The organism is Pseudomonas sp. FJ2-5-13, from assembly GCF_029201605.1.
GTDB classification, from domain to species: domain Bacteria; phylum Pseudomonadota; class Gammaproteobacteria; order Pseudomonadales; family Pseudomonadaceae; genus Aquipseudomonas; species Aquipseudomonas lactis.
Map to the genome: position 1 here is coordinate 4429844 of NZ_CP104045.1, position 18001 is coordinate 4447844.

Genomic DNA, 18001 nt, shown 5'->3' on the forward strand with positions numbered 1-18001 from the left:
ACGGCAGTTTATTCAGACATTTTCAGTGGGCTGGGCGACACGATCACCCCGTTGTTGTCGGCGTAAATGTACTCACCGGGGCGGAACGTCACGCCCCCGAATGTCACCGCCACGTTCAGGTCGCCAAGGCCGCGCTTGTCGGTTTTTTTCGGATGCGAGGCCAGGGCCTGCACACCCAGGTCGGTCTGGGCAATGACGTCGACGTCACGGATACACCCGTAGATCACCAGCCCTTCCCAACCGTTTTTCGCGGCTTTCTCGGCAATCATGTCACCCAGCAGCGCGCAGCGCAGGGAACCGCCACCGTCGACCACCAGCACTTTGCCAGCGCCCGGCAGGTCAGCCTGCGCCTTGACCAGGGAGTTATCCTCGAAGCATTTGAGGGTGACAATTTCGCCGCCAAAGGAGTCTCGTCCGCCGAAGTTGCTGAACATCGGCTCCACTACCTGCACCAGCTCCGGGTAGGCGTCACACAGGTCGGGGGTCACGTAATGGTTCATCGAGAAACTCCTGTCATCAAAGAAGAGGTCGAACATCCACGGTGTACATCAAGAAAACGCCCCGCGACAGGCATTCTTTAAGTGCCTGCGCCTTGGCGGCGGCCATGATCAAACCACGATCAGCGCAACGCAATACACGTTACGCGACTGAATATGACCAGAAGCGCCTGGCGCGTCATATCTTAGCCGCAACCCTTCAAGAGTGAAACGCCCCTGGCAGAGCGTTTCGTCAAACCGTTGCAGCCACCTCGGGCTGCGGGCCGAATAAAGGTGTCAGCGGGTCGTTCAACCAACGCTCGACCAAAGGCCACACTTGGGCCTGGGCGGCTTTGCTGACCAGCATCTGCACATGCCCGAAATCCTCGCTGAAACCTTGCTGACGCCCCAGGCACAGGTACTGGCGATGCTCGCTGCCCACTTGCTCGAAGAGCTTGCGGCAGGCCCAGTCCGGGTCTTGCCGGTCGCCCGCTGCGCTCACTGCCAACAGTGGCACATCGACCTGCGCCAAGCCTTTCCACCAGTCATGCTCGGCATCGCCAAACCGGCCGAACAGGCCGTTCCAACGCATCGCCTCGATCATCACCCCGGCCGGTTCGTCCTCGGGCCCACGCTTGAAGCGCGGGCCCGACAGGTGGCCAAGGCGCTTGAGAATAAAGCGCCCACCCCACTGCACCGGTGGGATTTTCAACGGCCAATGGTTACGACTGACCTGGCAGCCGAACAACGCCACCGATGCCACCGCAGATGCATCCAAGTGCTGCCCGCCCAAGGCCGCAGCCAAGGTGGTGGCGCCGAGGGAATGCCCGAGCCAGTGCGGAACCTGCCCGCTTTGCTCAGACACAAACGCCCCCACAGCCGGCAAATCGTAGCGCGCGTAATCGGCGACACGGTTTCTGGCGTAGTCGTGATTGCGCTTGGACAAGCCATGGCCGCGCATTTCCGGGATCCACACATCAAATCCGCGACGCGCCAGGTAGGCCCCCAGGCCGATGCCCTTGGGCGAATACCAGAAACGCCGATTGGAAAAACTGCCATGCAATAAAATAATCGGCGTGCCCCGGTTTTCCGGGACATCGGCCAGGCCCAAACGGGTCACCGCCAGCTCGACGGTGCCGTCCGGGCTGTTACCGGGTTTGAGCCGATAGACATCTTCACTCAGGTCGCCACGACGTTCAGCGCTGATCAGGGCGACAGGAAATAGATTGCTGCTGCTTTGCATAATGCTCTTGCACAAAAAAGGGCGGCGTCCGCAAGGATTCCCGCCCTGTACAGATAAGAATGCCGGTCACCCGCAACGAGTGACCGGCACTTTTGACCAGGCGATCTTAGGCGGACGCTTGGCCTTCAGCCAGGAAGAACCAGGTTTCCAGCACGGAATCGGGGTTCAGCGAAACGCTCTCGATTCCCTGTTCCATCAGCCATTTGGCCAGGTCAGGGTGGTCCGAAGGGCCTTGGCCGCAGATACCGATGTACTTGCCAGCCTTGTTACAGGCCTGGATGGCGTTGGCCAATAGCTTCTTGACCGCCGGGTTACGCTCATCGAACAGGTGGGCGATGATCCCCGAGTCGCGGTCCAGGCCCAGGGTCAACTGGGTCAGGTCGTTGGAGCCGATGGAGAAACCGTCGAAGAACTCCAGGAACTCTTCAGCCAGGATGGCGTTGGACGGCAATTCGCACATCATGATCACGCGCAGGCCGTTCTCGCCACGGGTCAGGCCGTTTTCGGCCAGCAGGTCCACCACTTGGCTCGCTTCGCCCAGGGTGCGCACGAACGGCACCATGATCTCGACGTTGGTCAGGCCCATCTCGTTGCGCACGCGCTTGAGCGCACGGCATTCGAGCTCGAAGCAGTCACGGAAGGCTTCGCTGATGTAACGCGAGGCACCGCGGAAGCCCAGCATCGGGTTTTCTTCTTCTGGCTCGTAGAGCTTGCCGCCGATCAGGTTCGCGTATTCATTGGACTTGAAGTCCGACAGACGCACGATGACCTTTTTCGGGTAGAACGCCGCAGCCAGGGTGCTGATGCCTTCGACCAGCTTCTCGACGTAGAACCCTACCGGGTCGTTGTAGCCGGCGATGCGCTTGTCGACGCTTTCCTTGATGTCCAGCGGCAGACCGTCATAGTTCAGCAGTGCCTTGGGGTGCACACCGATCATGCGGTTGATGATGAACTCCAGGCGGGCCAGGCCCACACCGGCGTTCGGCAATTGCGCGAAATCGAAGGCGCGGTCCGGGTTGCCGACGTTCATCATGATCTTGAACGGCAGGTCGGGCATGGCGTCGATGGAGTTTTGCTTGATATCGAAGCCCAGCTCACCTTCGAAGATAAAGCCGGTATCGCCTTCGGCGCAGGACACGGTCACGCCCTGGCCATCCTTGAGCAGTTGGGTGGCGTTGCCGCAACCCACGACGGCCGGAATCCCCAGTTCACGAGCGATGATCGCCGCGTGGCAGGTACGCCCGCCACGGTTGGTGACAATGGCACTGGCGCGCTTCATCACCGGTTCCCAGTCCGGGTCGGTCATGTCGGAAACCAGTACGTCACCCGGCTGGACCTTGTCCATCTCGGACACGTCCTTGATGATCCGCACCTTGCCTGCGCCGATGCGCTGGCCAATGGCACGGCCTTCCACCAGCACGGTGCCGGTTTCCTTGAGCAGGTAGCGTTCCATGACGTTGGCCGAGGTGCGGCTCTTCACGGTTTCCGGGCGCGCCTGCACGATGTACAGCTTGCCGTCGTCACCGTCCTTGGCCCACTCGATGTCCATCGGGCACTTGTAGTGCTTTTCGATGATCATCGCTTGTTTGGCCAACTCGCTGACTTCAGCGTCGGTGAGGCAGAAACGCGCGCGCTCGGCCTTGTCGACGTCAACGGTTTTAACCGAGCGACCGGCCTTGGCCTCGTCGCCGTAGATCATCTTGATGGCCTTGCTGCCCAGGTTACGGCGCAGGATGGCCGGGCGACCCGCTTCGAGGGTACCCTTGTGTACGTAGAATTCGTCCGGGTTGACCGCGCCTTGTACCACTGTTTCGCCCAGGCCGTAGGCGCCGGTGATAAACACCACGTCACGGAAACCGGATTCGGTATCGAGGGTGAACATCACGCCGGCCGTGCCGGTTTCCGAACGCACCATGCGCTGCACGCCGGCAGACAGGGCCACCAGCTTGTGGTCGAAACCCTGGTGTACGCGGTAGGAAATCGCACGGTCGTTAAAGAGGGAGGCAAACACTTCCTTGGCCGCGCGGATCACGTTTTCGACGCCGCGAATGTTGAGGAAGGTTTCCTGCTGGCCGGCAAAGGAGGCGTCCGGCAAGTCTTCGGCGGTGGCCGAGGAGCGCACGGCAACGGCCATGTCCGGGTTACCGGCGGACAGGGTGGCGAAGGCGGTGCGAATTTCTTCGTTGAGCTTCTCGGGGAACTCGGCTTCCATGATCCACTGGCGGATCTGGGCGCCGGTCTTGGCCAGGGCGTTGACGTCATCGACGTCCAGGGCGTCCAGCGCGGCGTGGATCTGGGCGTTGAGGCCGCTCAGCTCGAGGAAGTCGCGGTAAGCCTGGGCCGTGGTGGCGAAACCACCGGGCACCGAGACACCAGCGCCTGCAAGATTACTGATCATCTCGCCGAGGGATGCGTTCTTGCCCCCCACATGCTCTACATCATGGACGCCGAGCTTATCGAGGGAAACTACGTACTCTACCAAGGTGATCTCTCCACTTTCTGTGTTGGAAAAGCTCAGGACGCGGGTTGCTCAGTAGGAGCTAACGCCAGCGCTTGTGGCCTGGACCTGGAAAATAAGTGAGAATGCAGCCCACTGCGGGACGGCAAAATCGCGCCTATCATATCCAAGATTCGCCATCAGCTTAAGGCCCAGGGCTCAAATGAAACGATCTGCTTTCTTTATTTCCGACGGCACCGGCATTACAGCCGAAACATTGGGTCAGAGCCTGCTCGCGCAGTTCGAAAACATTACCTTCGCCAAATTCACCCGGCCTTATATAGACAGCGTGGATAAAGCGCGGGCCATGGTACAACAAATCAATCTGGCGGCTGAAAAAGACGGTTTTCGCCCGATCATTTTCGACACCATCGTCAATCAAGACATTCGTGAGATTCTCGCAACGTCGAATGGTTTCATGATCGACATTTTCTCTACCTTCCTGGCGCCGCTGGAACAGGAGTTGAGTGAACATTCGTCCTATTCCGTCGGAAAGTCCCACTCCATCGGGCATAACTCCAACTATATGGAGCGTATCGAGGCGGTGAACTTCGCCCTCGACAACGACGACGGCGCCCGCACCCACTACTACGACAAGGCCGACCTGATCCTGGTGGGCGTATCGCGTTGCGGCAAGACCCCGACCTGCCTGTACATGGCCATGCAATTCGGTATCCGTGCGGCCAACTACCCGCTGACCGAAGACGACATGGAACACCTGACCCTGCCCGCCGCTTTGCGCGCGCATTCACACAAGCTGTTCGGCCTGACCATCGACCCGGACCGGCTGACCGCCATCCGCAACGAGCGCAAGCCCAACAGCCGCTACTCCAGCTATGCCCAGTGTGAATTTGAAGTGCGTGAAGTAGAAAATCTGTTCCGCCGCGAGAATATTGCGCACATCAATTCCACGCATTTTTCGGTGGAAGAGATTTCGGCGAAGATTTTGGTGGAGAAGGGTGTGGAGCGCAGATTCAAATAGTTGTATTGCCTGAACTGGCGCTTTCGCGAGCAAGCCCGCTCCCACATTTTGACCGTATTCCAAAGCAGGATCTCGGTCTAATGTGGGAGCGGGCTTGCTCGCGAAGAACGATAACGCGGTCTCACAGATGAAACCGCCCGCCCCCCTGCCCCAGCGCCGTCGCCAGCGCATCAAAACCCTCGCGCAATAATTGATCATCGCCCGACGTGTTGCAGATACTCGCCCGAATAAACTGCGGCACCGCCGTCTGCCCCACGGCAAACGCCTCGGCGGTGGCGATCAGGTAATTGTTCTGCTTGAGCTCTGCCTCGATTTCCGACGCCCGCCAGGGCTCGGGCACTTCGATCCAGAAGTGCGGGCTGTTGAGGTGGGTGCGATAGGCCAGGCCGGTCAATAAATCTTCGACCAGCGTCTTGCGCCGACTGATCTCGTTGATCTGCTGACGCAACAAATATTCCGCCGTGCCGTTTTCGATCCACTGGGTCGCCAGTTCCAGGGTTACAGGTGTGGCCATCCAGCAGGTCGAACGGATCGCCGCCGAGATGCGGCTGACCAGCGCCGGTGGCGCATGCACGTAGCCCACCCGCAAACCGGCCGACACCGCCTTGCTCAGGCTGCTGATCAAAATCGTACGTTCAGGCGCGAAATAGCTGAGGGGCGGCGGACGGTCCTCCACCAGCACACCGTGGGCTTCGTCCTCCAGAATCAGCAGGTTATGTTCGCGACACACCCTGGCCAAGGCTTCTCGGCGCGCAACCGATAACACGGCGGTCGTCGGATTCTGGATAGTCGGCGTGCAATACAACGCCGAAATCCGGTGATTACGACAGACCTCATCCAGCGCCGTGGGCAGCACACCCTCCTCGTCCATCTCCAGGCCGATCAGCCGCACCCCCAGCATACGCGCAGCGGTAATCAGCCCAGGGTAAGTCAACTGCTCGGTGACCACCGTATCGCCAGCGCGCAGCAACGCCATCATGGCGCACAGCAAGCCGTGCTGGCCGCCGTTTACGCAGATGACCTGCTCGGGAATCGGATGAAACTCGCGCTGCACCAGCCATTGCGCGCCCGCTTCACGGTAACGCGGCAGGCCGGCGTCGGGGGTGTAGGCGCTGATGTCCTGGAGGAACTTGGCGTTGGTCGACAGGGTTTGGAAGCTCTGGGCGAGAAATACCGTCTCTTGCCCGGGAATGTGCATGTTGCGGCTCATGTCGAAGTACTGGCGCGGCTCCTCGCTGAAATTGCGAAAGCCCTCATCACGCTGGCGCTCCATCCCACGCTTGCGCACGAAAGTGCCGTCACCGACTCGTGCAACCACCAGGCCCAGGCGTTCCAGCTCACCGTAGGCCCGGCTGATGGTGCCGATGGTCACGCCTAAATTGTCGGAAAGCACCCGATGGGGCGGCAGTTTTCGTCCCGGTTCAATCAAGCCTTCGAGGATGCCCCGTTCCATCACATCGGACAGGCGCTTGTACTTCACGCCCTGCCCGTTGGACAAGCCCTCACGCATAATTGACACCATGTCAATATTTGTTTTGACAGCCATCTTTCGCCCTAATAGTGTGCTTTTACGGGTTCAATCGCCGATAAACATAACTCATTACAAGTTCAATATAGAGTTCAATTCCGGCTCAGGGAAGCAATAAACGATGCCAATGTCCGCCGTTCTCGAAAACACTGCAAAAACAAAAACACAAAAACAGTGGCTCGCCGGGCTGGTGACCAGCGTGATGTTCCTGATCGTGTGCCTGAGTTGGGGCACCACCTGGCTGGGCATCAAGATCGCCGTCGAGAGCGTGCCGCCGCTGACATCCGCCGGCCTGCGCTTTCTCATCGCGTTTCCGCTGTTCCTGTGTTTTGCCATGGTGCGCCGTGAGCCGATCCTGTTTCCCCGGGAAAGCCGCTGGTTCTTCGTATTCGTGACCCTGTCCTACTTCAGCGTTCCCTACTATTTGCTCAACTACGGCGAAATGCATGTGTCGTCGGGCCTCACCGCCCTGCTGTTCAGCTGCATGCCGGTGTTCATCCTGATCTTCTCCGCGCTGTTCCTGCGCGAGCGCATCTATTTTTCTCAGGTGGTCGGCATCGGCATCGGTTTCGGCAGCCTCTACATGATCATCAAGAGCCAGGGCCTGCACCTGGACCACGCCGAGTTCCTCGGGGTGCTGGCCATTCTGAGCGCCGCGATCATGCACGCCTTGTGCTATGTCATTACCAAGCAAAAAGGCAGCGCCATCAGCGTCATCACTTACAACACCCTGCCCATCGGCATTGCCGGGCTGATGCTGTTCCTGGCCGGCCTGTGGTTTGAAACGCCGACGTTCGACGCCATCACCCTGCGTTCCTGGAGCGCGCTGTTCTACCTGGGCCTGGTGGCCTCGGTGGGCGGGTTCATTGTGTATTTCATGCTGCTCAAGCGCCTGAGCCCGATCATCCTGTCGTTCGTCTTCATCATCTTCCCGGTGTTCGCGGTCATCATCGGTGCCTGGTACGAAGGCGTGGAAATTTCCCGCGACCTGATGCTGTACTCGGCAATCCTGCTGGCCGGCTTTGCGATCACCAAATTGCCGATTGAAAAACTCATGGCCAAGAAAAAGTGACCCTCAACCAACGCGAGAGAAACATGGACGTCCTCCGCCCCACCGCCCTGGAACAGATCTACGCCCACGCCAGCCGCAGCTACCCCGAGGAGTGCTGTGGTTTTGTCTTCGCCGACGGCAGCGTGTACCTGGGCAGCAATATCCAGAATGAGCTGCACCGCAAGAATCCCCAGATGTACCCACGCAGCGCGGCCAACGGCTACACCTTTTCGGTGGCCGACACCCTGCTGATGAACAAGGCGTTTCGCAGCGACAACCCGGTGGTGGTGATCTACCACTCACACCCGGATGTGGGCGCCTATTTCAGTGACGAAGACCAGGACAAGGCGCTGTTCCTGGGCGAGCCGATCTTCCCCGTCAGTTACCTGGTGGTGGATGTTCGTCAGGGCCAGGCCCTGGGCTCCAAGCTGTTTGCCTGGGATGGCAAGCATTTCTCCCTTCAACCTTTCAACGACCTGCACACGGAGTTGTCCATGAACGCTGTCTCTTTCCCCGACATTCTGGTTCGCGTGGCCAAGCTGCCGGAATCGACCCTTGAGGGCGCCGGATCGACATTGCGCGAAGTCATTGAAAATCTCTGCACCCATCACCCCCAATTGCGTCAGCACCTGTTCCATGAAAATAACGACCAGCTCAAGGAACATTTCCTGTTTACCGCCGAGGAGGCGCTGATCGACGCCGATGAAGCCCTGCCAGCAAAAGCCCGGATCGAAGTATTGCTCGCCACCTCCGGCGGCATGGACATCGACACACTGAGCAACGAAGAAGTGCAGCGCTACGTGCGCCACATCACCCTGCCGGGCGTCGGCCGCGAGGGCCAATTGAACCTGAAGAAAGCCAAGGTGCTGGTCATCGGTACCGGCGGCCTGGGCTCGCCCATCAGCCTGTACCTGGCGGCGGCCGGCATCGGCACCCTGGGCCTGGTGGACTTTGACGTGGTGGAAAGCAGCAACCTGCAACGCCAGATTGTGCATGGCAACAGCACCCTGGGCATGCCCAAGGTCGAGTCCGCCAAGCAACGCCTGCTGGACCTCAACCCCTATATCCAGATCAACGCGCACAACACCGCGCTTGACACTGACAACGCCCTGGAACTGGTGGGCGCCTATGACCTGGTGATCGACGGCACCGACAATTTCGACACCCGCTACCTGGTCAACGACGCCTGTGTGCAGTTGGGCAAACCTTTGGTGTACGGCGCCATCTACCGTTTCGACGGGCAGATCAGCGTGCTCAACTATAAAGGTGGGCCGTGCTATCGCTGCCTGTTCCCCAAGGCCCCGCCCGCTGAGCTGGCGCCCAATTGCAGCGCGGGCGGTGTGATCGGCGTGCTACCTGGCGTGGTCGGCATGATCCAGGCCACCGAGGCGATCAAATTGCTGATCGGCATTGGCGAACCCTTGTCCGGCCGCTTGATGCGCTTCGACGCACTGGCGATGAAGTTCAGCGAGATCCGCTTCAAGCGCCGCACCGACTGCCCCTGCTGTTCAGACCTGCGCCACAGCGAAACCGTCGCGCCAGCCACCTGCGCCGATGCCGTACCGAGCCAGCCCTCCCTGGCCGCAGAACGCTACATCAAGCCCCAGGTGCTCAAGCAAGTGCTCGAACACCCCAGCAGCGCCGATGTATTGCTGGACGTGCGTGACGCCAGCGAACTGGAAGTGTGCAAATTACCCGGCGTGGTGCATATCCCGCTGGCAGAACTGGATGGGCAACTCGCCAGCCTGAGCCGCGACAACACCCACTACCTGATCTGCTACGCAGGCACTCGCGCCGAGCAAGCCGCCAGCACCCTGTTGGCAGCCGGCTTTGCCAACACCAAAGTCTTGCAGGGCGGCATGAAACATTGGGTTCGCGACGTCGAACCTGACATGCCGTTGTACTGAAGGTGGGGACGTACTGATGCTGCATAACTCCATCCTCGACGTGATCGGCCAAACGCCGATCGTGCGTCTGGCCCAGTTTTCCGAAGACCTCGGCATCGAGGTCTACGCCAAGCTGGAGTCCCTCAACCCCGGCGGCAGCCACAAGGCGCGCATCGCCTTGGGCATGATCCTGGATGCCGAGCGCCGCGGTGTGCTGATCCGTGATTCCGGGCAGACCATCATCGAACCCAGTGGCGGCAACACCGGCATTGGCCTGGTGATGGCCGGCAATGTGCTGGGCTACAAAGTGGTGCTGGTGATCCCCGACAACTACAGCCCGGAAAAACAGAAGCTGCTGCGCCTGTACGGCGCCCGGGTCGTGCTGTCCGACAGTCGCCTGGGCAATAACTCCCACGGTGAAAAGTGCATGGAGCTGCAGTTGGAGAACCCCAACTACGTGATGCTCAACCAGCAACGCAACGGCGCCAACCCCCAAACCCACCGTGACACCACCGCCCCGGAAATCCTGCGCGCCTTCGGTGAACAGCGCGTGGACTACTTCGTCAGCGGCATAGGCACCGGGGGCCATATCACCGGTATCGGCGAAACCCTCAAGGCCGCCTGGCCGGCGCTGCGGGTGATGGGCGTAGAACCGGAGGAATGCGACTTGCTGAAAGACCAGCATGCCGCGCACGCGATTCAGGGCCTGTCGATTGGCCTGATCCCCAGCATCCTCAACCTGGATGTGATCGACGGCATGCTCAAGGTGTCGCACGCCGATTGCCTGGACATGATCAAACGCATCATGCGCACCGATGCCATCAGCCTGGGGCTGTCTTCGGCCGCCAACATGGTCGCCATCGCCCAACTTGCCCCCGAACTGCCGCCCGAAACGGTGGTGTTGACCATGGTCTACGACAATGCCGACAGCTACCTGCCCAGCTTCGAATAACCGGGCTTTTAACCATTCAACATACGGGGGTGTCTCCATGGGGGGCTTTATCGACATGCAACAGCTGCACGATGAGTTGCTGACCCACCTCATCACCACCCTGACGCCCGGGCAGATGAAGCAGCTGGAACCGCACCTGGCGCCGTTGATCCAGAACGCCGCCCAGGCAGTGGCCGAAGACCTGATCGCCTATGCCTATCGCGACCCGGCGTCCCGTGGGCGCGGTGAGTTGATCCTGGAGTCCTACGCCTCGTTCAAGGCCGTACTGTTCTACCGCCTTGCGCACCTGGTGTGGCATTTCCAGGCCGCTGACAACGGCGATTTTTCGCGCATCGCCCTCAAGCTGAGCAACCAGGGCAAAATCCTCTCCGGCGCCGAGATTCACCCGGCAGCGCGCATTGGCCGGCGCTTTGTGCTGGACCATGGCTACGGCACGGTCATCGGCGAAACCTGCGTGATCGGCAACGACTGCTACATCCTCTGCGGCGTAACCCTGGGCGCGCGGGGTATCGCCAACAACCCGGACGGCAAGCGCCACCCGCGCCTGGGCAACAACGTCGAAGTCGGCGCCGGCGCCCGGGTGCTGGGCTATGTTTCGATCGGCGACAACGTGTTTATCAGCCCCTCCTGCGTGATTACCCAGGACGTGCCGGCAGGCACCAAGGTCAAGGTGGTCAACCAGATCCAACTGCAAAAAAACGATGAATCGGACCACAGCAACTACCTCGGCGCCTTTGCCCTGGATGAGCGCTTGCACGTGGTGGGCGAAGTGAGTGTCGGCCACAAGGTCACCGTGCTGGACGCCGACTTTCATCCGCTGCAAGGGCTGATGCTCGAACCCACGGTGAAAGAGCGCCACCACCTGCAGTTTCGTCTGCGTCGCCTCGACAACGATGAACAACTGCCTCGCCTGCCGCTGAACCTGAAGGTATGCGGGCCGGAATTTGAAATCACCCTGCTCTCTCCCCCTGGCTTGAGCGCACTGGTGCGCCACCTCTTGCAAGCCACCCCATTGATCGTCGGAGGTTGAACATGTCCGTGCATACCATGGAAACCCTGGCGCTGTTCGACAGCGCGCCCTACCAGAACGCCTTCAGCGCCCGGGTGATTGCCGTCAGCGAACAGGGTATCGCCCTGGAGCACACCCTGTTCTACCCCACCGGCGGCGGGCAACCGGGCGATACCGGCCACCTCACCCTGGCCGATGGCACACGGGTGCAAGTGACCGGCACCGTGCGCGACCCGGTGTTGCGCTCGATCATCTGGCATCAGGTGGACCACTGCCCCGAACAGTTGGCCGCTGGCGTCCAGGTTGACGCCGGGCTGGATTGGGAACGGCGCTACCAGCACATGAAGATGCACACCTGCCTGCACTTGCTGTGCTCTCTTATCGACGCGCCCGTGACCGGTTGCAGCATCAGCGCGGATAAAGGCCGCCTGGATTTCGACCTGCCGGAAATGACCCTGGACAAAGACCGCCTCACCCACGACCTCAACGCCCTGATCGAGCAGGCCCACGCGGTCAAGACCCTGTCGATGCCCGCCACCGAGTACGCGACCTTGCTGCAGATCACCCGCACCCAGGCGGTTGCGCCGCCGGTGGTCTCGGGCTCGGTGCGAGTGATAGAAATCCCCGGCATCGATATCCAGCCCTGCGGCGGTACCCACGTGCTCAACACCGAGGAAATCGGCCGGGTGTTCTGCGAGAAGATCGAGAAGAAGAGCAAGCACAATCGCAGGGTGATACTGCGGTTTGAATAGATTCTGAAGCTGGGCTCGGTCAACTGTGGGAGCTGGCTTGCCTGCGATAGCTGACATCCAGTTAATTCATGTGGGGCTGACACACCGCTATCGCAGGCAAGCCAGCTCCCACATTGACCGTGTAGTTTTTCAGATCACTAACAGGTCCATGAAACGGTTCACAGGCGTCGCCTCAAGCCGTGCCTGATCCTTGCACAACGCAAAAATCTGCGCGCTGCGTTGCGCGGTAAACCGCGTGGCCAGGTTGGCCTTGAACTTGTCTTCCAGCAGTGGAATGCCATCCACCCGACGGCGACGATGGCCAATCGGATACTCCACCGCTACCTGCTCGGTGCAGGTGCCGTCCGTGAAAAACACCTGCACCGCGTTGGCAATCGAGCGTTTGTCGGCCTCCAGGTATTCGCGGCTGTAGCGCGGGTCTTCGACGATGACCATCTTGTCGCGCAGCTCATCGATGATCGGGTGGGCCGCGTGGAAATCGTCTTCATACTGCTCGGCCACCAGGTTGCCGAACGCCAAGGGCACGGCGGTCATGTACTGCAGACAGTGGTCGCGATCAGCGGCGTTGGCCAATGGGCCGACCTTGGAAATAATGCGAATCGCCGACTCGTGGGTAGTGATCACGATGCGCTCGATTTCATGCAGGCGATGCTTGACCTGCGGGTGCAGGGCGACTGCCGCTTCACAGGCGGTTTGCGCGTGGAACTCAGCCGGGAAGCTGATCTTGAACAGCACGTTTTCCATCACGTAGGTGCCGTAGGGTTGGGGCAGGCTGAAGGCGCGCTTGTCCTCGGGCTTGAGCGCCAGGTCCTTGTTGGTGTGGCTGAACAGCACGTCGTAGAAGCCCCATTGCGGCGCACTCAGCACGCCGGGGATGCCCATTTCGCCACGCAAGGCGATGTCTGCCAGGCGCACGCCGCGGCTCGATGCATCGCCTGCCGCCCAGGATTTGCGCGAGCCGGCATTCGGCGCATGGCGATAGGTGCGCAGCGCCTGGCCATCGACAAACGCGTGGGACAACGCCGATAGCAGTTGCTCGCGGTTGGCCCCCATCAGCTTGGCGGTGACCGCCGTGGTAGCGACTTTCACCAGCAACACATGGTCGAGGCCTACCCGGTTGAAGGAGTTTTCCAGGGCAATCACACCTTGGATTTCGTGGGCCATGATCATCGCTTCCAGCACCGCACGCACAGTGAGCGGCGCGTCGCCATTGGCCAGGCGCTTTTGCGACAGGTGATCGGCCACGGCGAGGATGCCGCCAAGGTTGTCCGAAGGGTGGCCCCATTCAGCGGCGAGCCAGGTGTCGTTGTAGTCGAGCCAGCGCACGATGCAACCGATGTCCCAAGCGGCCTTGACCGGGTCAAGGCGAAACGAAGTGCCCGGCACCCGTGCACCGAACGGCACCACGGTGCCCTCCACCATCGGCCCCAGGTGCTTGGTGCATTCGGGGAAGCGCAGGGCCAGCAGGCCACAGCCGAGGGTGTCCATCAGGCAGTTGCGGGCGGTATCCAGGGCGTCCTGGGAGTCGATGCGGTAGTTGAGGACGTAGTCGGCGATGTCCTGCAACACCGGGTCGTAGTCGGGGCGGTTGTTCTGGTCGACGTTGGCGCTCATGGCAGTTCTCCAAAATAGGTGGGTGATAATCCTCGGGCTTACGATTAATGGTGTGATGGCCGGTCTGATTGCCAGCCTTGAAATAGCGCCCCTCTGTGGGAGCGGGCTTGCTCGCGAATGCGGTGGTTCAGTAGCATTTCAGTGCCTGATACACCGCCTTCGCGGGCAAGCCCGCTCCCACAGGGGCGCTGCGTAGACCTTTAGAAGGCGTCGCCGGGGATGCGCACGTAGCCTTCCATCAACACCCGCGCACTGCGGCTCATGATGGCTTTTTTCACCACCCATTCACCGTCCACCTGGCTGGCCTCGGCGCCGACGCGCAAGGTGCCGGACGGGTGCCCGAAGCGCACGGCATTGCGTTCCACGCCGCCTGCCGCGAGGTTGACCAAGGTGCCGGAAATCGCCGCGGCGGTGCCAATCGCCACCGCCGCGGTGCCCATCATCGCGTGGTGCAGTTTGCCCATGGACAAGGCGCGCACCAGCAGATCCACATCGCCGGCCTTGATCGCCTTGCCACTGGAGGCCACGTAATCGGCAGGCTTGGCCACGAACGCCACCTTGGGCGTGTGCTGGCGCTGGGCGGCTTCGTCCAGGTGTTTGATCAAGCCCATGCGCAACGCGCCATACGCCCGCACAGTCTCGAACATCGCCAAGGCCTTGGGGTCGCTGTTGATCGCGCCTTGCAGCTCGGTACCGGTGTAGCCCAGGTCTTGGGCATTGATGAAAATCGTCGGGATACCGGCGTTGATCAACGTGGCCTTGAAGGTACCGACGCCGGGCACCTCCAGGTCGTCGACGAGGTTGCCGGTGGGGAACATCGAGCCACCACCGCCCTCTTCTTCCGCCGCCGGGTCCATGAATTCCAGCTGCACTTCGGCGGCCGGGAAGGTCACGCCGTCCAGTTCAAAGTCGCCGGTTTCCTGCACCGCGCCGTCAGTGATCGGCACGTGGGCAATGATGGTCTTGCCGATGTTGGCCTGCCACACCCGCACCACGGCCACGCCGTTATGGGGTACGCGGGCCGCATCGACCAGGCCGGCACTGATGGCGAACGAACCCACCGCCGCCGACAGGTTGCCGCAGTTGCCGCTCCAATCGACAAATGGCTTGTCGATGGAGACCTGGCCGAACAGGTAATCCACGTCGTGATCGGCGCGGCTGCTTTTGGCCAGGATCACGGTCTTGCTGGTGCTCGAGGTGGCCCCACCCATGCCGTCGATCTGCTTGTCATAGGGGTCGGGGCTGCCAATCACCCGCAGCAACAAGGCGTCACGTGCAGGGCCCGGCACCTGCGCCGCTGTGGGCAGGTCCTGTAGGCTGAAGAACACGCCCTTGCTGGTGCCGCCACGCATGTAAGTGGCGGGGATTCTGATTTGCGCTACGTGTGCCATGGTTATCCTCTTCAGGCGGTCGCCTTTGATTCCAGGAAGTCCTGGGCGAAACGTTGCAACACGCCACCCGCCTCGTAGATCGACACTTCTTCAGCGGTGTCCAGGCGACACGTCACCGGCACCTCGACACGTTCGCCATTCTTGCGGTTGATCACCAGAGTCAGTTGCGCACGCGGGGTGCGCTCGCCGACCACATCATAGGTTTCACTGCCGTCGATCTTGAGGGTGTGGCGGTCGGTGCCTGGCAGGAATTCCAGGGGCAGCACGCCCATGCCCACCAGGTTGGTGCGGTGGATGCGCTCGAAGCCTTCGGCGGCAATCGCTTCCACACCGGCCAGGCGTACGCCCTTGGCCGCCCAGTCACGGGACGAGCCCTGGCCATAGTCGGCGCCGGCGATGATGATCAGCGGTTGCTTGCGCTCCATGTAAGTCTCGATGGCTTCCCACATCCGCGTGACTTTGCCTTCCGGCTCGATACGCGCAAGAGAGCCCTGCTTGACCTTGCCGTTTTCCTGCACCATTTCGTTGAACAGTTTCGGGTTGGCGAAGGTGGCGCGCTGCGCCGTCAAATGGTCGCCCCTGTGGGTGGCGTAGGAGTTGAAGTCGACCTCGGGCAAGCCCATTTTCGCCAGGTATTCACCGGCGGCGCTGTCGAGCATGATCGCGTTGGACGGCGACAAGTGGTCGGTGGTGATGTTGTCCGGCAGCACCGCCAGCGGGCGCATGCCCTTGAGCGGTCGTGCTCCGGCCAGCGCCCCTTCCCAGTACGGCGGGCGGCGGATATAGGTGCTTTGTGGGCGCCAGTCGTACAGCGGCGTGACCTTGGGGCCGGTGTCTTCGTGGATGGCGAACATCGGGATATACACCGCACGGAATTGCTCGGGTTTTACCGAAGCCTTGACCACCGCGTCGATCTCTTCATCGCTCGGCCAGATGTCCTGCAGGCGGATTTCCTTGCCGTCGGCGTCCAGGCCGAGCACGTCCTTCTCGATGTCGAAACGGATGGTACCGGCAATCGCATAGGCCACCACCAGCGGCGGCGACGCCAGGAAGGCTTGCTTGGCGTAAGGGTGAATGCGCCCGTCAAAGTTGCGGTTACCCGACAACACTGCGGTGGCGTACAGGTCGCGGTCGATGATCTCTTGCTGGATCACCGGGTCGAGCGCGCCCGACATGCCGTTGCAGGTGGTGCAGGCAAACGCCACCACGCCAAAACCGAGTTTTTCCAGCTCATGGCCAAGTCCCGCTTCTTCCAGATACATGGCCACGGTTTTCGAGCCTGGCGCCAGGGACGACTTGACCCACGGCTTGCGGGTCAGCCCCAGCTTGTTGGCGTTGCGTGCCAACAGGCCGGCGGCGATCACGTTGCGCGGGTTGCTCGTGTTGGTGCAACTGGTGATGGCAGCGATGATCACCGCGCCGTCGGGCATTTGCCCCGGCACGTCATCCCATTGGCCGGCAATGCCTTTCGACGCCAGGTCGCGGGTGGCAAGGCGGGCATGGGGGTTGCTCGGGCCGGCCATGTTGCGCACGACGCTGGAGAGGTCGAAGCTCAGGCTGCGCTCGTACTGCGCGCCTTTCAGGTCGTCCGCCCACAGGCCAGTGTGGCGTGCATATTGCTCGACCAAGGCAACCTGTTCGTCTTCACGGCCGGTGAGTTTGAGGTAGGCAATGGTTTGCACGTCGATGTAGAACATCGCGGCGGTGGCGCCGTACTCCGGGGCCATGTTGGAGATGGTCGCTCGGTCACCCAAGGTGAGTGCCGCAGCCCCTTCGCCGAAGAACTCCAGCCAGGCGCCAACAACTTTCTGCTGACGCAGGAACTCGGTGAGCGCCAGCACCATATCAGTGGCGGTGATGCCCGGTTGCAGCTTGCCGGTCAGTTCCACGCCCACGCTTTCCGGCAAGCGCATCCACGACGCGCGGCCGAGCATCACGCTCTCGGCTTCCAGGCCACCGACGCCGATGGCGATCACGCCCAGGGCATCCACGTGGGGTGTGTGGCTGTCGGTGCCAACACAGGTATCCGGGAAGGCCACACCGTCACGCACCTGAATCACCGGAGACATTTTCTCCAGGTTGATCTGGTGCATGATGCCGTTGCCCGGCGGGATCACATCGACGTTCTTGAAGGCCTTTTTGGTCCACTCGATAAAGTGGAAACGGTCTTCGTTGCGACGGTCTTCAATGGCGCGGTTCTTTTCGAATGCCTGCGGATCAAAACCGCCCGCTTCGACGGCCAGGGAGTGGTCGACGATCAATTGGGTGGGCACCACCGGGTTGACCTGCGCCGGGTCGCCGCCTTGCAGGGCGATGGCATCGCGCAGGCCGGCGAGGTCGACCAGGGCGGTCTGGCCGAGGATGTCATGGCACACCACGCGGGCCGGGAACCAGGGGAAGTCGAGGTCGCGCTTGCGCTCGATCAGTTGGCTCAGGGACGCGTCGAGGGTGGCAGGGTCACAACGGCGCACCAAGTTCTCGGCCAGGACACGCGAGGTGTAAGGCAAGGTGGCGTAGGCGCCGGGGGTGATTGCTTCGACAGCCGCACGGGCGTCGAAGAAATCCAGGCGGCTGCCGGGGAGCGGTTTGCGAAATTCAGTGTTCATCGTCAGGACTCGGT

13 protein-coding genes are annotated in these 18001 nt (G+C 61.3%); 6 read left to right on the top strand and 7 right to left on the bottom strand.

Going from position 1 to position 18001, the window contains the following annotated elements; all coding sequences use genetic code 11:
* Positions 1-8: 8 nt before the first annotated feature.
* The 3 genes from rraA to ppsA all read right to left on the bottom strand — a co-directional run bounded on the left by rraA (position 9) and on the right by ppsA (position 4201).
* Positions 9-500, bottom strand: coding sequence for a ribonuclease E activity regulator RraA (gene rraA, locus N2A98_RS19515; RefSeq protein ID WP_153474586.1), 492 nt, complete (start codon positions 498-500; stop codon positions 9-11).
* Between the two features lie 229 nt (positions 501-729).
* The gene (locus tag N2A98_RS19520; protein ID WP_078466670.1) at positions 730-1719 is read right to left on the bottom strand and encodes an alpha/beta fold hydrolase; all 990 of its coding nucleotides are present in this window, start codon (positions 1717-1719) and stop codon (positions 730-732) included.
* Positions 1720-1825: 106 nt separating this feature from the next.
* Entirely contained in the window at positions 1826-4201 is a 2376-nt protein-coding gene (ppsA, locus tag N2A98_RS19525) for a phosphoenolpyruvate synthase (protein ID WP_032895796.1), read from the bottom strand.
* 178 nt (positions 4202-4379) lie between these two features.
* Here ppsA and N2A98_RS19530 point away from each other — a divergent pair, with 178 nt between their 5' ends.
* Positions 4380-5198 (top strand): pyruvate, water dikinase regulatory protein, encoded by an 819-nt coding sequence (locus N2A98_RS19530; protein ID WP_003193298.1) that lies wholly within the window; start codon positions 4380-4382, stop codon positions 5196-5198.
* Between the two features lie 121 nt (positions 5199-5319).
* Here N2A98_RS19530 and N2A98_RS19535 read toward each other — a convergent pair whose 3' ends face one another.
* Positions 5320-6744: a PLP-dependent aminotransferase family protein gene (locus N2A98_RS19535; protein WP_003193301.1), complete on the bottom strand. Its 1425-nt coding sequence runs from the start codon at positions 6742-6744 to the stop codon at positions 5320-5322.
* 109 nt (positions 6745-6853) lie between these two features.
* Between N2A98_RS19535 and N2A98_RS19540 the strand changes: the two genes are divergently transcribed.
* Genes N2A98_RS19540 through N2A98_RS19560 form a run of 5 tightly spaced genes read left to right on the top strand, consistent with a single transcriptional unit; the run spans position 6854 to position 12376 of the window.
* Entirely contained in the window at positions 6854-7798 is a 945-nt protein-coding gene (locus N2A98_RS19540; RefSeq protein ID WP_032897827.1) for an EamA family transporter, read from the top strand.
* A 23-nt stretch (positions 7799-7821) separates the two neighbouring features.
* Entirely contained in the window at positions 7822-9684 is a 1863-nt protein-coding gene (gene moeB, locus N2A98_RS19545) for a molybdopterin-synthase adenylyltransferase MoeB (RefSeq protein ID WP_275622527.1), read from the top strand.
* Positions 9685-9700: 16 nt separating this feature from the next.
* Complete coding sequence (locus N2A98_RS19550; protein WP_032895794.1) at positions 9701-10615, top strand: cysteine synthase family protein; 915 nt, start codon at positions 9701-9703, stop codon at positions 10613-10615.
* A gap of 37 nt (positions 10616-10652) precedes the next feature.
* Positions 10653-11645 carry a serine O-acetyltransferase gene (locus tag N2A98_RS19555; protein ID WP_044275112.1) on the top strand — a complete coding sequence of 331 codons (993 nt, stop codon included), beginning with the start codon at positions 10653-10655 and terminating at the stop codon, positions 11643-11645.
* A gap of 2 nt (positions 11646-11647) precedes the next feature.
* Positions 11648-12376, top strand: coding sequence for an alanyl-tRNA editing protein (locus N2A98_RS19560; protein ID WP_044275114.1), 729 nt, complete (start codon positions 11648-11650; stop codon positions 12374-12376).
* Positions 12377-12505: 129 nt separating this feature from the next.
* Here N2A98_RS19560 and prpD read toward each other — a convergent pair whose 3' ends face one another.
* The 3 genes from prpD to acnD all read right to left on the bottom strand — a co-directional run bounded on the left by prpD (position 12506) and on the right by acnD (position 17987).
* Positions 12506-13990, bottom strand: coding sequence for a 2-methylcitrate dehydratase (prpD, locus tag N2A98_RS19565; RefSeq protein ID WP_275622528.1), 1485 nt, complete (start codon positions 13988-13990; stop codon positions 12506-12508).
* 200 nt (positions 13991-14190) lie between these two features.
* The gene (prpF, locus tag N2A98_RS19570) at positions 14191-15381 is read right to left on the bottom strand and encodes a 2-methylaconitate cis-trans isomerase PrpF (RefSeq protein WP_047711575.1); all 1191 of its coding nucleotides are present in this window, start codon (positions 15379-15381) and stop codon (positions 14191-14193) included.
* 11 nt (positions 15382-15392) lie between these two features.
* Positions 15393-17987, bottom strand: coding sequence for a Fe/S-dependent 2-methylisocitrate dehydratase AcnD (gene acnD / locus N2A98_RS19575; protein ID WP_275622529.1), 2595 nt, complete (start codon positions 17985-17987; stop codon positions 15393-15395).
* Between the last annotated feature and the right edge of the window lie 14 nt (positions 17988-18001).

Coding starts and splice junctions, on each gene's coding strand:
- rraA (WP_153474586.1), bottom strand. CDS start 500: ATGAACCATTACGTGACCCCCGACCTGTGTGACGCCTACCCGGAGCTG.
- N2A98_RS19520 (WP_078466670.1), bottom strand. CDS start 1,719: ATGCAAAGCAGCAGCAATCTATTTCCTGTCGCCCTGATCAGCGCTGAA.
- N2A98_RS19530 (WP_003193298.1), top strand. CDS start 4,380: ATGAAACGATCTGCTTTCTTTATTTCCGACGGCACCGGCATTACAGCC.
- N2A98_RS19535 (WP_003193301.1), bottom strand. CDS start 6,744: ATGGCTGTCAAAACAAATATTGACATGGTGTCAATTATGCGTGAGGGC.
- N2A98_RS19540 (WP_032897827.1), top strand. CDS start 6,854: ATGTCCGCCGTTCTCGAAAACACTGCAAAAACAAAAACACAAAAACAG.
- moeB (WP_275622527.1), top strand. CDS start 7,822: ATGGACGTCCTCCGCCCCACCGCCCTGGAACAGATCTACGCCCACGCC.
- N2A98_RS19550 (WP_032895794.1), top strand. CDS start 9,701: ATGCTGCATAACTCCATCCTCGACGTGATCGGCCAAACGCCGATCGTG.
- N2A98_RS19555 (WP_044275112.1), top strand. CDS start 10,653: ATGGGGGGCTTTATCGACATGCAACAGCTGCACGATGAGTTGCTGACC.
- N2A98_RS19560 (WP_044275114.1), top strand. CDS start 11,648: ATGTCCGTGCATACCATGGAAACCCTGGCGCTGTTCGACAGCGCGCCC.
- prpD (WP_275622528.1), bottom strand. CDS start 13,990: ATGAGCGCCAACGTCGACCAGAACAACCGCCCCGACTACGACCCGGTG.
- prpF (WP_047711575.1), bottom strand. CDS start 15,381: ATGGCACACGTAGCGCAAATCAGAATCCCCGCCACTTACATGCGTGGC.
- acnD (WP_275622529.1), bottom strand. CDS start 17,987: ATGAACACTGAATTTCGCAAACCGCTCCCCGGCAGCCGCCTGGATTTC.